Origin of the sequence: Delftia sp. PE138 (assembly GCF_018320755.1) — a bacterium.
Taxonomy (GTDB): domain Bacteria; phylum Pseudomonadota; class Gammaproteobacteria; order Burkholderiales; family Burkholderiaceae_C; genus Comamonas; species Comamonas tsuruhatensis.
In genome coordinates this window covers 120,946-134,719 of the sequence record NZ_JABEPN010000003.1, presented here as the reverse complement: position 1 = coordinate 134,719, position 13,774 = coordinate 120,946, and the positions used below count along the sequence as shown (strand labels likewise).

Genomic DNA, 13,774 nt, shown 5'->3' with positions numbered 1-13,774 from the left:
CACAAGAGTTGTCTGAGGGTTTTGAGCTTATTCCCGGGGCTATGCGCTGTCCAACGCCTTATGCGCGAGAGCCTTATGCATTTAATGCATAACCATGGGATCGCCTTGTCCAGCGGACAATCGGGGCCGCTTGCGACCCTCCGATGCACTCCAAGAAAGCCGCTCCATGACGAACACGCCCCGCACTCCCACATCCTTGGCCCATGCGCTGCTCCAGGCGCGCCACAGCGGCGAATTGCTGGATGCCGACGACTGGGCCGACGTGGTGCGCGCGCCCGCAGATGCGCAGGCCGTGCAGGCCGCCATGGCGCCCGCCCTGGGCTGGCGCGTGCCCGGCAGCCAGCAGGGGCCGGGCCGCGTTCCGGGCTACTGGAAGTCTGGCGCGCCGCGCCGCGATGCCCCGCTGACCCATGCGCCGCTGCCCGAAGAAGGCGTCTGGGCCAGTCCTTCGGTGGCCGGTGGCGCGCCGCTGCACCTGCGCGGCATCGAAGCCGAGATCGCCCTGCGCCTGGGCCGCGAGGTGACGGCCGAGATGGCTGCCGCGCTGCAGCCCGGCGATGGGCTGGAGCTGATCGACGGCATCACCGCCGCCATCGAGGTGGTGGATACGCGCTGGCGCCAGCACCTGAAGGCGCCGCCGCTGCTGCTGGCCGCCGACGGCCTGTGCCATGGCGCCCTGGTGCTGGGGCCGTGGCAGGACGCTTCGCGGCTGCTGCCGCGCGAGTCGCCGCGGGACTGGTCTGCCCAGGTCTGCCGCCTGCGCGTGGGTGCGGCGCCGCTGCAGGCGTTCACCGGAACGCATCCGCTGGGCGATCCGCTGTGGCTGCTGGCCGGCTGGTTGCAGGAGCTGGTGCGCCGCTATGGCAGCGTGCCCGCAGGCACGGTGGTGACTACGGGCACGTGGAATGGACTGGCCTTTGCCCAGGCCGGCGACCTGGTGGTGGCCGAGCTGGACGGCATCGCCGAAGCCCGCCTGCAGCTGTGAGGCTTCAGGCAGGCCATCGAGTGATCAGGTGATCTTGTAGTCCTTGAGGGCCGGATCGCCGGGCGGAAAGCGCAGTTCCAGGTTGCGCAGCACCTCGCGCAGTAAGGTGGCGATCATGAGGTTGCGGTGCGTCTTGGAGTCGGCCGGCACGATGGTCCAGGGCGCCCAGGGCGTATGCGTGGCGCCCAGCAGCTGGCCGTAGGCCTGCTGGTAGTCCTTCCACTGCGTGCGCACCTTCATGTCGTTCTCGTCGAACTTCCAGTGCTTGGCCGGGTCGTCCAGGCGCTCCTGCAGGCGCATGCGCTGTTCGTCGGCGCTGATGTGCAGCAGGAACTTGACGACCACGGTGCCCGTCTCGCTGAGCATGCGCTCGAAGTCGTTGATGTGGGCAAAGCGCTGGCGCTGCTGCTCGGGTGTGATCCAGCCGTTGACCACGGGCACCAGCACGTCCTCGTAATGGCTGCGGTTGAAGACCGTGATTTCGCCAGCGGCAGGCACCTGCTGGTGGATGCGCCACAGGTAGTCATGGGCGCGCTCGGCCTCGGTGGGGGCCTTCCAGCCCACGGCGTGCACGCCCAGCGCACTCATGCGGCCGAAGACGCCACGGATGGTGCCGTCCTTGCCCGCCGTGTCCGTGCCCTGCAGCACGACCAGCAGCTTGTAGCGGCGGTCGGCGTACAGCAGGTTCTGCAGCGCATCCAGCTCCTCGGCCAGGGCCTCGACGGCGACCTTGTCCTCGGCCTTGCCGTTGCCATTGGAAAAGGGCTTGGCGCCCGGGTCGAAGTCGGCCAGGGCAATGGGCTTGTCCTTGTCCTTGTCCTTGTCGGACCTGGCGGAGCGCGGCTGCCACTGTTCCCAGAGCTTTTGCACGGCCGCATCGCGGCTGGAGAAAGGGTTGGAGGCGTCCATGGATAGAGCGGTGGGTGAGGTGGAATGTCAGGGCCGGGCGCGAATGGATTGCACCTGCAGTTGCGGCTGCGCCATCGAAGGCGCGGCGCCAGCGGCGGGCCTGGGGCCGGGCTGGCCCCGGACCTCCACGTTCTGCCGCTGCCACTGCGTGATCTGCTCGGCGCTCAGGCCCTGGAGCTGCCAGGCCTCGCCGGAGGTGGTCTGCAGCACGGGCTGCTCATGGGGCGCATTGCCGCGCAGCACCAGACGGCCTTGCAGGGTCAGGGGCTGGCTTGGTTCAGCCGCCGCACCCGAGGCCGGCGCAGCCGCGCTGGCGGCAGGCGAAGCCGGGGCCGAGCAGGCGCTCAGCAGGGCCAGGCCGCTGGCCAGCAGCAGCGGCAGACTGCGGCGCAGGCCGCGGGTGGAAGCAGTCGGGTGTGCGTGGTTCATGGCGTTCAGCGTACGACGGCTGTCAGCGTGCTGCCTGCCGGAACACGCAGCTGTTCCTGGTAGGTGCCTTGCGCATCAGGCTGACGCAGGAAGGGGAAATGGCCGCGCGCATTGAGGTTCACCGGTACCGTGGTGGGCAGGACCCGGGAAGACGCCAGGCTGCTGCCGTTGATCGCGGCCAGGGTGAAGCCCTGCTCCGTGCGCGCGGGCCAGCCATAGCCGCTGGGCACATCGCCGGGCAGCAGTGCGATGTTGGCGCCCCAGCGCTGGATGGCGACCGGCAGCGTGGGGCCGCCCGCTTGCTGTATGGCATTGCCCAGGACCTGCAGCGAATCGGTGGACGTGGTGTTGCTCAGCAGCTGCTTGTAGAAGCCCACGCCGTACTGGCGCACCAGATAGGCGCCCAGGCTGCCGTTGACGTCGTAGCCGAAGCAGGGCGCGGCGGTGTCGGCGCTCCAGGCGGCGGGGTCGCAGTTGAAGCCCGAGTGGGACAGCCAGGAAGGGACGCGTCCATTGGCGATGGAGTTGAAGCCGGGCGTGACGCGCTGGGCCACGATGTCTTCGCCCATCATGGCGCTCATTTCCTCCAGGAAGGTGTCGAACGCGTAGTCGGTTCCCGGCTTGGACAGCTGGACGCTGCGGCGGTAGAAGTTCGTCATGTGGACGAACTCATGGGACAGCGTGCTGATCTGGTTGGTCATGCCTTCGGCAGGATCCAGGTACAGCGTTTCCGTATCCATGTAGAACGACAGCGATTGATTGCTGTACTTGAGGTCGGGGTTCGCCGGGTCCTGCTTGAAGTTGTTCAGAGACCAGAAATAGCCCAGCAGCCCGTACGGAGTGCGGTCCGGAACGAAATTCACGAACACGATGTCCAGGGGCTGTTCGGGGTCGATGAGGTCGCTGTAGGAGTGAGCGCCCCAGGGCTCGCCCGACAGCCCCGTGATCAGGGGATAGACCGCGTCGGAGCCGCTGGTGAATCGCTGGAGCAGCGTGTCGAGCATCGCATCGCTGACCTTGGCAGCGTCGTACTCGCTGTCTTCCAGCCAGACGTTGATGGTGCGGGTGCCGGTGGGCGTGGGCACGCTGGCCTGGCGTCTGAGCGTGGCCTGGCGGGCTTCGATGCGGGAGTCGCCGGGTTGGACGAACCAGCTGCGCTGGCTGCCCACGGGCAGGATCGCCGCTGCCTGCGGCTTGATGGATTGCCGCGCCTGCATGTCCGCTGCCGTCAGGCGGGGCTTGAAGTTGCGGATGCGCTCGGGAATCCGGTTGACCGTTGCGGGTGCGGCGCTGAGGCTTTTCTGGGCCGTGGCGGTGGTCGCCGCAGGCGGAGTCAGCGTCAGGGCGGGCATGGGCACGCTGGCGTCGCCATTGTTGGTGTAGATCAGCGTGACCTGCTTGCTGCCCAGGTTGGTCAGACCCACAGGGATCTGCTGCTCGGCCTGCGTGGTGTTGGTGTAGCTCCAGACGCCCACGCCCTGGCCCGAATAGGTGGTGGCATTGGCCGCGCCGCAGGCCGTGCCCGAGCAGGCGGCGGTCAACTGCGAAGACGGGCCGGACGGGCCGCCGCCTCCACCTCCGCCGCAACCGGCCAGAACGGCGCCCAGGGCCAGTGCGATGGCGGTCTTGCTGTGATGATGATCAAAGAACATGTTTTCCCTTCCTCTTGTGTGACCTGCTGCTGGAGATGTGGATTTTTGGTCCGATATGGCGAGAGATGCTACCCGATGCGATCCGCATCGCTGTCCGGCAACGGCCGCACCGGCACCTGCAACTGCTCCACGAACCGCCGCGCCGCCAGCCCCAGCGGGCGCTCCTTGGACCATACCCAATCGACGAACAGCTGGGTGCCGTTGCTGATGTTGCACAGCGGGATGCGCAGCAGCGCGCCCGTCTGCAGCAGGGGCTCGGCGACGCTGAAGGGCAGCCACCCCCAGCCCAGGCCGGCCGAGATCAGCGACAGGGCCGCCAGGTGGCTGTCCGTGCGCCACAGCTGGTGCGAGAACACGAAGCGCGGATCGGTATGGGCCAGGTCGCGGCTGGCCAGCAGGATCTGGCGCGCGCCGGCCAGCTGGCCCACGTCCAGGCGCTGCTGCCCGTCCACGCCCAGTTGCCGGGCCAGCGGATGCCTGGCCGCCATCACGGCGACCATGGTTTCCTGGCCCATCTCCTGGAAATCCTCGCGCCCGTCGATGGCCGGGCGCTCGAAGACCAGGGCCAGATGTGCGCGGCCCGAGTGCAGTTCCTTGAGCGCATCGACCTGGGCGGCCACCAGCACTTCCACCTCCAGACCCGGGAATTCCTCGACCAGCGGCTGCAGCGGCGCGGCCCAGGCCGTGGACAGCAGTTCGGGCGCGATCACCAGGGTCAGCCGCTCCTCCAGTCCCTGGTGCAGGGCCAGCGCCTGGTGGTTGAGCTGCTGCAGCTGGGCGGCCAGCAGCCGGGCCTGGGGTTCGAGTGCGCGTGCCGCCGCCGTGGGCCGGGGCTCGCGGCCGCTGCGGTCGAACAGCTGCAGGTCCAGCTCGGCCTCCAGCTGGGCGATGGCCATGCTCACGGCCGAGGGCACGCGGCCCAGCTGGCGCGCGGCGGCGGAAAACGAGCCGTGGTCCAGCACGGCAATGAACAGCGGCACCTGGTCGGCTGGAAAGGACATGGTGGGGACCTGTCAGATTTATTGAAAGAATCTGACTTTAACGTTCAATTGTCGGCATATAGACTGCGCCCCCTATGACCTTGCAGACACACAAAAAGGGCCTCCAGGGGCCCAAGCGCAAAGTGGTCTTCGTGACCCTGTATGAATTGATCGCCATCCTCGCCTCCAGCCTGCTGTTCATGGCCATCGGCCAGAGCGCCGGGCATTCTGGCGGCATGGCGATTGCCGCCTCCACGCTGGCCATCGTCTGGAACCTGACCTTCAACCACCTGTTCGAGCAGTGGGAGTCGCGCCAGAGCGTCAAGGGCCGCTCGGTGCTGCGCCGCGTGGTGCACGCCCTGGGCTTCGAGGGCGGCCTGGCCATGGTGCTGATCCCGCTGATGGCCTGGTGGTTCGGCGTCACGCTGTGGGAGGCCACGGTGATGGAGGCCGGCCTGCTGGTCTTCTTCCTGGTCTACACCTATGTCTTCAACTGGTGCTTCGACCATGTGTTCGGCCTGCCGGCCTCGGCCTCGGCATCCGCTGCGGTGGCACCCCGCGCTCAGGGCGAGCCGGCCTGCAGCAGCTGACCGGCCACGGCGGCGGCGGCCGTGCGGGTCTCCACGCCGAGTTTCTCGAAGATGTGCTCCAGGTGCTTGTTGACCGTGCGCGGGCTCATGCCCAGGATGTCGGCGATGTCGCGGTTGGTCTTGCCCTTGCTCAGCCATGACAGCACCTCGGTCTCGCGCGGGGTGAGCGCCACCTGCTGCAGCCGGCGCGCGGCGGGCGCCTGCGGCGCCTCGTGGCTGAGCAGCACCATCGACTCCCCCAGGCCGCTGGCGCCCATGTGGCGCGCCAGCAACTGGCGGCCATCGGCCAGGGCCAGCGCCAGATCCTGGTGACCGGCCTGGTCCGGCTGGTGGGCACCGGCCAGCCAGTCCCCGGCCGCCTCCATGGGGAAGGGCTGGTCCGCAAAGGCCTCCTCCAGCCAGCGCGCTGCCTGGGGAGAGCGCCAGGCCACGCGGCCCTGGCCATCGAGCACCACCACCCCCAGCCCCGCCACGTCCACGGCCTCCTGCGCCTGGCGCGTGGCGCGGGCGTTGCGCACATGGGTGGCCAGGCGCACCAGCACCTCGGGGATGCGCAGCGGCTTGACCACGTAGTCCACGCCGCCGCTGGCAAAGCCGCGGATGATCTGGTCCGTGTCCGACAGGCCGGTCATGAAGACCACGGGCACGTGGGCCCAGGCCGGCGTGTCCTTGAGCCGGCGGCACAGCGTGAAGCCGTCCATGCCGGGCATGACGGCGTCCAGCAGCACGCCATCGGGCACGGTGAGGGCGAAGCGCTGCAGGGCCTCGTCGGCGTCGCGGGCGGCGAGCACCACGTAGCCTTCGGCGGCCAGGGCATCGCACAGCATGCGAAGGCTGTCCAGCGCGTCGTCCACCACGAGGATCACATGGGCGCTGTTGCCATGGCTGCTGCGGCTGTTGGCGGTGGTGGTGGCGGTCATTTCCTGCCCTCCTGGATGTTCATTCATCTGTCTCCTCCTGTTCCTGTTCGTCTTCTTCCCGGGGCTGCGGCAGCAGGCGCGCCAGCGCATCGAAGTCGAAGCGGTCGGCGCAGGCCTGCAACGCATCGAGCAGCGCGGCGTGGCCCGATGCGCCGCCCGCCTGCTGGCGCGCCTGGCGCAGGCGCTCGCGCAGGGCCGTGGCCTGGCCCGAGCGCGCCAGCCGGGCCAGGTCTTCGCGCAGGTCGGGCGGGAAGGGGGCGGCTGCCGGCGCCTGCGCTGCCTTTGCCTCTGCCTGCTCCGCGCGCGGCGCCGGCAGCAGCAACGGGCGGTTGTCATGCACCCATTCGATCCGCAGCACGCGCTCGAGCACCTGCAGCAGCTCGGACTCGATCACCGGCTTGGCGACAAAGCCCTGGCAATGCGCATCGGCCAGGCGCGGCGGATCGTTGTCGAACAGGTTGGCCGAGACGAAGACCACGGGAAGCTGCTGCGCATCCCGGCGCGCGCGCAGCAGGGCGGCGGTCTGCCAGCCGTCCAGGTCGTCCATGCTGATGTCCAGCAGCACCAGGTCGGGCAGGCTTTGCTCCACGATCTCCAGGCACTCGCGGCCGCTGGCGGCCTCGCGGATCTCGAAGCCCAGCGGCAGCAGCAGGCCGGCCAGCAGCTGGCGCTGCAGCGGCTGGTCGTCCACCACCAGCAGGGTGCGCCGGGGCGGCAGATAGCCGATGACGGTGTGCAGCGTGGCGGCTGCGCCGGGGGGCACCCAGGACGCGTCGGGCGCCATCTCGGGCAGGTACAGGCGCACGGTGAAGCAGCTGCCCTCGCCGGGCGTGCTGCTCAGGGTGAGCTGCCCGCCCATCAGCTCGGTCAGCAGGTGGGTGATGGTCAGCCCCAGGCCCGTGCCCGCCTCGCTGACGCGCCGGCCCGCGCTGCCGCGCTCGAAGGGCACGAAGATGCGCTCCATGTCCTGCGGTTCGATCCCGATGCCGGTATCGATGACCTCGATGCGCGAGACATGGGGCCGGAAATCCATGCGCAGCCGCACCTCGCCGCGCTGGGTGAAGCGCACGGCGTTGGACAGCAGGTTGATCAGGATCTGGCGCAGCCGCTTGGCGTCGGCACGCACCCAGCGCGGCATGGTGCCCAGCGTCTCGACCGAGAACTGCAGCCCCCTGGCCTGGGCCTGGGGCCGCATCATGGCCTCGATGCCGTCGATCAGCGCGGGCAGGGGCAGGGGGGCGAGGTCCAGGCGCAGGCGGCCGGCCTCGATGCTGGCCAGCTCCAGCGATTCGTCGATCAGCGCGCGCAGGTGCTGGCCGCTGTGCTGCATGGTGGACAGGGTCTCGCGCACCCAGCCATCGACCTGCGGGCTCTTGAGCAGGATCTGCGTATAGCCCAGCAGGCTGTTGAGCGGCGAGCGCAGCTCGTGCGTCATGCCGGCCACATAGCGGGTCTTGGCCTGGCTGGCCTGCTCGGCATGGTCCTTGGCGGCCTGCAGCTCGGCATCGGTGCGCTTGTGGGCGGCGATCTCCTGCAGCAGCAGCTGGTTCTGGCGCTCGGACTCGTCCTGGGCCATGCGCCGGCTGTCCGTGCTCAGCACCACCCACCAGGCGGCCACGGCGCACAGCAGGGCCAGCAGCGCGAAGACCTTGAGGAAGGGGATGCGCAGCGCGCCGCCATCGACGCTGCCTGCCTGCAGGCTTTCCTGCATGTAGACCACGCCCACCATGAAGGCCGTCACCGCGCACAGCGACAGCATCACCACCAGGTACTGGCCCGCGCGGAAGTTCACCTTGGTGGCCCAGCGCGGCGGCAGCATGGCCGAGGCCAGCGCGCGCAGCTGCTCGCCCGCGCGCGAGCCGGTCTTGCAGCGGTCATGGCAGCGCGACTCCAGCGAGCAGCACAGCGAGCAGATGGGCGCGCCGTAGGCCGGGCAGCGCGCCATGTCCTCGGACTCGAACTGGTTCTGGCAGACGGCGCAACGCACCGTCTCGCCGGGCTTCCACAGATTGCCTGCGGGCCGTGCCAGGTAGTAGCGCCCGCCCGTCAGCCAGGCCAGCAGCGGCGACAGCAGCATGGACAGCGCCAGCGCGATGAAGGGCGAGAACGCGGCCGCCGTCTCGCCCAGCAGGCCCGCATAGGCGCAGCAGGCCACGGCGGCGGCCAGCAGCATGGCGACGGGTCCCACGGGATTGAAGTCGTACAGATGGGCGCGGCGGAATTCGATGCCCGGCGGGCTCAGCCCCAACGGCTTGTTGATGACCAGGTCGGCCACCAGCGCGCCCACCCAGGCGATGGCCACGTTGCTGTAGATGGTCAGCACCTTCTCCAGCGCGCCGAACACGCCCAGCGTCATCAGCAAGGTGGCGATGACCACGTTGAACACCATCCAGACCACGCGCCCCGGATGGCTGCGCGTGATGCGCGCGAAGAAGTTGGACCAGGCAAGCGACCCCGCATAGGCATTGGTCACGTTGATCTTGACCTGCGAGATGACCACGAAGACCACGGTCACCGCCACGGCCAGCCCCGGCAGGCCCAGGGCCTGCAGCACCTGCTGGAAGCCTGCCAGGAACATCTGCGTGGGCTCGGCCGCGCGCGTGGCGTCCACCCCCTGCAGCTGCATGGCCGCGAACGCGAGAAAGGCGCCGCCCGCCATCTTGAGCATGCCCATCACGGCCCAGCCCGGGCCGGCCACCAGCACCGCGCCCCACCAGCGCAGCCGGTTGGCCTGGGTGCGCGGCGGCAGAAAGCGCAGGAAGTCCACCTGCTCGCCGATCTGCACCACCAGCGCGAAGATCACGGCTGCCGCCGCGCCGAACATCAGCGGATCGAACTGGCTGCTGCCCGAGCGCAGGCCGGTGAGGCTGGCGAAGTCGCGGTACAGCTGCGGCTGGGCCAGCGCCATCCACACGAAGGGCAGCACCAGCAGGAATAGCCACAGCGGCTGCGTCCAGGCCTGCAGGCGCGAGATCAGCGTGATGCCGCGCATGGCCAGCGGCAGCACCACCAGGGCCGACAGCGCATAGCACCACTGCAGCGGCCAGTCCACCACCAGCTGCAGGGCCAGCGCCATGATGGCCGCCTCCAGCGCGAAGAAGATGAAGGTGAAGACGGCGTAGATCAGCGAGGTGATGGTCGAGCCCAGGTAGCCGAAGCCCGCGCCGCGCGTCAGCAGGTCCATGTCCAGCCCGTAGCGTGCGGCGCAGACGGCGATGGGCAGCCCCGTCAGGAAGATCACCAGCCCCACGGTGACGATGGCCCACATGGCGTTGGCGAAGCCGTAGTTCAGCGCAATGGCGCCGCCGATGGCCTCCAGCGCCAGGAAGGACAGCGAGCCGAAGGCCGTGTTGGCCACGCGGAACTCGCTCCAGCGCCGGAAGCTGCGCGGCGTGTAGCGCAGCGCGTAGTCCTCCATGGTCTCGTCGGCCACCCAGGCGTTGTACTCGCGCCGGAACCGGAAGATGGTCTGCGGCGCGGCTGCGGTGCCGGTGGGGCTGTCGGGCGGGGGGGCGGAGTGCATTCCCAGGTCTAGCAAGAAACGTGCGGGGCCAATGCTGGCGCGGCTTGCAAGAGGGGTATCCGGGGTGCGTACGCAGGTGGCTACGTCAATTGACGTATGGGCGGCGGCAAGGGTTCTTCCTAATCTTGGACCCAACGCGGAAACAAGCCGTAACCGCAACGCCAGTTTTCAGCCACTTGCAGATCACCCAACCGATCCTTACAGGAGAGTCACCATGAGCCACCCCTCCGACCCCCGCACACCTGGTTCCCCCGGCACGGAAATGGGCCGCCGCCGCGTCCTGCAGGCGCTTGGCGCCGCCTCGGTGGCCGGGCTGCCGGCCTGGTCCTTCGCCCAGGCCACGGCCCAGGTCAACACCACCAAGCTGGCCGTCACCGACACCGAAGTCGTCGTGGGCCAGCTGCACTCGGCCACGGGCACCATGGCGATCTCCGAGACCGGCTCCATCCAGGCCGAGCAACTGGCCATCGACCAGATCAACGCCATGGGCGGCATCCTGGGCCGCAAGATCCGCGTGATCAAGGAAGACGGTGCCTCCGACTGGCCCACCTTCGCCGAGAAGTCCAAGAAACTGCTCATCAACGACCGCTGCGCCGCCGTCTTCGGCTGCTGGACCAGCGCCTCGCGCAAGGCCGTGCTGCCCGTGTTCGAGAAGGAAAACGGCCTGCTGTACTACCCCACCTTCTACGAAGGCCTGGAGCAGTCCAAGAACGTGATCTACACGGGCCAGGAAGCCACGCAGCAGATCCTGTACAGCCTGGACTGGGCCAAGGCCGAGAAAAAGGCCAAGACCTTCTTCCTGATCGGCTCGGACTACATCTGGCCGCGCACCTCGATGAAGATCGCGCGCAAGCACATCGAGAACTTCCAGAAGGGCAAGGTCGTCGGCGAGGAGTACTACCCGCTGGGCAGCACCAACTTCGGCTCGCTGGTCAACAAGATCAAGCTGCAAAAGCCGGACTGCATCTTCGTGGCCGTGGTGGGAGGCTCCAACGTGGCCTTCTACAAGGCGCTCAAGGCCGCGGGCATCACGGGTGACAAGCAACTGCTGGTCACGCTGTCGGTGACCGAGGACGAGATGACCGGCGTGGGCGGCGAGAACTTCACGGGCTTCTACTCCTCGATGAAGTACTTCCAGACGCTGGACAACGAGAACAACAAGAAGTTCGTGGCCGCCTTCAAGGCCAAGTACGGCCCCAACGCCGTCATCGGCGACGTCACCCAGGCCGGCTACCTGGGCCCCTGGCTGTGGAAGGCCGCCGTGGAAAAGGCCAAGAGCTTCGACGTGGACAAGGTGGTGGCCGCATCGCCGGGGCTGGAACTCAAGACCGCGCCCGAAGGCTACGTGAAGGTGGACGCCAACCACCACCTGTGGAGCAAGTCGCGCATTGCCGTGGGGCAGCCGGACGGCACGTTCAAGGTGGTCTCGGAGTCGCCTGAACTCATCAAACCCGATCCCTTCCCCAAGGGTTACCAGTAAGCCCTGATCCGTTCAGGCAGGTGATGCGCGGCGGCCTGCGGCCTGGTGGGCGGGCTGCCGCGTGAATCGTTTCCCCCTCTCCCGATTGGCTTGCGCGCAGGAGCAGCACCATGAGTTTTTCCGACATGATGAACATCGGCCTGATGCAGGGCTTCGCGGGGCTGAGCCTGTTCGCCGTGCTGCTGCTGATGGGCCTGGGCCTGGCCATCATCTTTGGCCAGATGGGCGTGATTAACATGGCGCATGGCGAGTTCATGACCATTGGCGCCTACACCATCTACCTGGGCTCCACGCTCACGGCGCAGCACGCGCCCGAGTTCATGCCCTACTACTTCCCGCTGGCCATCGTGGCCGCCTTCCTGTTCGCCTTCGTGGCCGGCTGGCTGGTGGAATGGGGGCTGATCCGCCACCTCTACAAGCGGCCGCTGGACACGCTGCTGGCCACCTGGGGCGTGAGCCTGGCGCTGCAGCAGTGCTTTCGCACCTTCATCGGCCCCAAGGAAGTCAGCCCCACCCTGCCTGACTGGCTGATGGGCTCGTGGGCGCCGGCCGAGGGGCTGGACATTCCCATCAACGGCCTGTTCGTGCTGGCGCTGACCATGGCCGTCACAGCCGGCGTGCTGATCGCGCTGCACAAGAGCCGCTGGGGCCTGCGCGTGCGCGCCACGGTCAGCAACCGCGTGATGGCCAACGCCATCGGCATCGACACCAAGAAGACCGACCGCCTGACCTTTGCCATCGGCTGCGGCATCGCGGGCGTGGCGGGCGCGGCCTTCACCACCATCGGCTCCACCGGCCCCACCTCGGGCTCGCTGTACATCGTGGACGCCTTCCTGGTGGTCACCTTCGGCGGCGCGGCCAGCCTGCTGGGCACCGTGGTCTCGGCCTTCGGCATTGCGCAGACGCAGTCCATCACCGAGTTCTTCCTCGCGGGCTCCATGGCCAAGGTGATCACGCTGTCGCTGATCGTCTTCATCCTGATGCTGCGTCCCCAGGGCCTGTTCGCCTCCAAGGTGCGGCGCTGATCCCGGCGCCGGCCCTGTCCACGAATTCCCCCGCGTTCCCCCGATTTCCCCTGAGTTCACCGGAGTCATTCCATGCAAGCCCTCAAAGCCTGGATACAGCGCTACCAGCTCGCCAGCCTGGTGCTGCTCACCGTCCTGCTGGCGGTGGTGCTGCCCCTGGCGCTGGACATCTTCCGCCTCAACCTGGTCGGCAAGTACCTGACCTATGCCTTCGTCGCCATCGGCCTGGTCATGGTCTGGGGCTATGGCGGCGTGCTCAGCCTGGGCCAGGGCGTGTTCTTCGGCCTGGGCGGCTACGCCATGGCCATGTTCCTGAAGCTGGAGGCGTCCGACCCCATCAGCACCAAGATCCAGTCCACGCCCGGCATCCCCGACTTCATGGACTGGAACCAGCTGACCGAGCTGCCCTCGTTCTGGCTGCCCTTCAAGAGCCTGCCGTTCTCGCTGGCCGCCGTCATCGCCGTGCCCACGCTGCTGGCCTGGCTCATCAGCTTCGCCATGTTCAAGCGCCGCGTGGGCGGGGTGTACTTCGCCATCATCACGCAGGCCGTGGCGCTGATCGTCACCGTGCTCATCATCGGCCAGCAGGGCTACACGGGCGGCGTCAACGGCATGACCGACCTCAAGACCCTGTGGGGCTGGGACACGCGCACGGACAGCGCCAAGTACATCCTCTACTACGTCTGCGTGGCCCTGCTGATCGGCGCCATCGTGCTGTGCCGCTGGATTCAGACGGGCAAGGTGGGCACCCTGCTGCTGGCCATGCGCGACAAGGAAGACCGCGTGCGCTTTTCCGGCTACGACGTGGCCAACTTCAAGGTCTTCGTGTTCTGCCTGGCCGCTGCGCTGTCGGGCGTGGGCGGCGCGCTGTTCACGCTGCAGGTGGGCTTCATGTCGCCCAGCTTCGTGGGCATCGTGCCCTCCATCGAGATGGTCATCTACGCCGCCGTGGGCGGGCGCATGAGCCTGGTGGGCGCCGTGTACGGCACGCTGCTGGTCAACGCGGGCAAGACCTATTTCTCGGAGAGCTTCCCGGACCTGTGGCTGTTCCTCATGGCGGGCCTGTTCATCGGCGTGACCATGGCCTTCCCGATGGGGCTGGCCGGGCTGTGGGAAAGCCGCATCGTTCCCTGGTGGAACAGCCGCCGCAAGGGCGCGGCACCGGCCGCAGCGCCTGCCGCAGCGCAGGGAGCCCAGGCAGCACCTGCCCCGGCCGCCACCAAGCCCACGTCCGCCCTGTCCGAAGGCATGGGCCGCCAGGGCGCCTGAACCACAGCGGGA

11 protein-coding genes are annotated in these 13,774 nt (G+C 68.2%); 5 read left to right on the top strand and 6 right to left on the bottom strand.

What is annotated here, in order from left to right; genetic code table 11:
- The first annotated feature begins 166 nt into the window (after nt 1-166).
- Nucleotides 167-985, top strand: a complete 819-nt coding sequence (locus tag HFGMBDPB_RS12960) for a fumarylacetoacetate hydrolase family protein (RefSeq protein ID WP_212645530.1) — start codon at nt 167-169, stop codon at nt 983-985.
- Between the two features lie 24 nt (nt 986-1,009).
- Here HFGMBDPB_RS12960 and HFGMBDPB_RS12955 read toward each other — a convergent pair whose 3' ends face one another.
- From HFGMBDPB_RS12955 to HFGMBDPB_RS12940, 4 genes are all read right to left on the bottom strand, one after another.
- Nucleotides 1,010-1,894 carry a PPK2 family polyphosphate kinase gene (locus HFGMBDPB_RS12955; protein WP_016452177.1) on the bottom strand — a complete coding sequence of 295 codons (885 nt, stop codon included), beginning with the start codon at nt 1,892-1,894 and terminating at the stop codon, nt 1,010-1,012.
- A gap of 27 nt (nt 1,895-1,921) precedes the next feature.
- Nucleotides 1,922-2,323: a hypothetical protein gene (locus tag HFGMBDPB_RS12950; protein WP_212645529.1), complete on the bottom strand. Its 402-nt coding sequence runs from the start codon at nt 2,321-2,323 to the stop codon at nt 1,922-1,924.
- Nucleotides 2,324-2,328: 5 nt separating this feature from the next.
- The gene (locus HFGMBDPB_RS12945) at nt 2,329-3,975 is read right to left on the bottom strand and encodes a M30 family zinc metallopeptidase (protein ID WP_074921225.1); all 1,647 of its coding nucleotides are present in this window, start codon (nt 3,973-3,975) and stop codon (nt 2,329-2,331) included.
- A 68-nt stretch (nt 3,976-4,043) separates the two neighbouring features.
- Nucleotides 4,044-4,976: a LysR family transcriptional regulator gene (locus HFGMBDPB_RS12940; protein WP_016452174.1), complete on the bottom strand. Its 933-nt coding sequence runs from the start codon at nt 4,974-4,976 to the stop codon at nt 4,044-4,046.
- A gap of 74 nt (nt 4,977-5,050) precedes the next feature.
- Here HFGMBDPB_RS12940 and HFGMBDPB_RS12935 point away from each other — a divergent pair, with 74 nt between their 5' ends.
- The gene (locus tag HFGMBDPB_RS12935) at nt 5,051-5,545 is read left to right on the top strand and encodes a PACE efflux transporter (protein ID WP_016452173.1); all 495 of its coding nucleotides are present in this window, start codon (nt 5,051-5,053) and stop codon (nt 5,543-5,545) included.
- Here HFGMBDPB_RS12935 and HFGMBDPB_RS12930 read toward each other — a convergent pair.
- Nucleotides 5,518-6,465, bottom strand: a complete 948-nt coding sequence (locus HFGMBDPB_RS12930) for a response regulator transcription factor (protein ID WP_017404948.1) — start codon at nt 6,463-6,465, stop codon at nt 5,518-5,520. The two genes, HFGMBDPB_RS12935 and HFGMBDPB_RS12930, sit on opposite strands and share 28 nt — an antisense overlap.
- 19 nt (nt 6,466-6,484) lie before the next feature.
- Nucleotides 6,485-9,988 (bottom strand): hybrid sensor histidine kinase/response regulator, encoded by a 3,504-nt coding sequence (locus HFGMBDPB_RS12925; RefSeq protein WP_061287486.1) that lies wholly within the window; start codon nt 9,986-9,988, stop codon nt 6,485-6,487.
- Nucleotides 9,989-10,202: 214 nt separating this feature from the next.
- Between HFGMBDPB_RS12925 and urtA the strand changes: the two genes are divergently transcribed.
- From urtA to urtC, 3 genes are all read left to right on the top strand, one after another.
- A complete protein-coding gene (gene urtA, locus HFGMBDPB_RS12920) occupies nt 10,203-11,468 on the top strand; it encodes an urea ABC transporter substrate-binding protein (RefSeq protein ID WP_016450225.1) in 1,266 nt (421 codons plus the stop codon).
- Between the two features lie 110 nt (nt 11,469-11,578).
- On the top strand, nt 11,579-12,493 hold the full coding sequence (urtB, locus tag HFGMBDPB_RS12915) for an urea ABC transporter permease subunit UrtB (protein WP_016450224.1): 915 nt from the start codon (nt 11,579-11,581) through the stop codon (nt 12,491-12,493).
- Nucleotides 12,494-12,565: 72 nt separating this feature from the next.
- Entirely contained in the window at nt 12,566-13,762 is a 1,197-nt protein-coding gene (gene urtC, locus HFGMBDPB_RS12910) for an urea ABC transporter permease subunit UrtC (protein WP_017407726.1), read from the top strand.
- Nucleotides 13,763-13,774 lie beyond the last annotated feature (12 nt).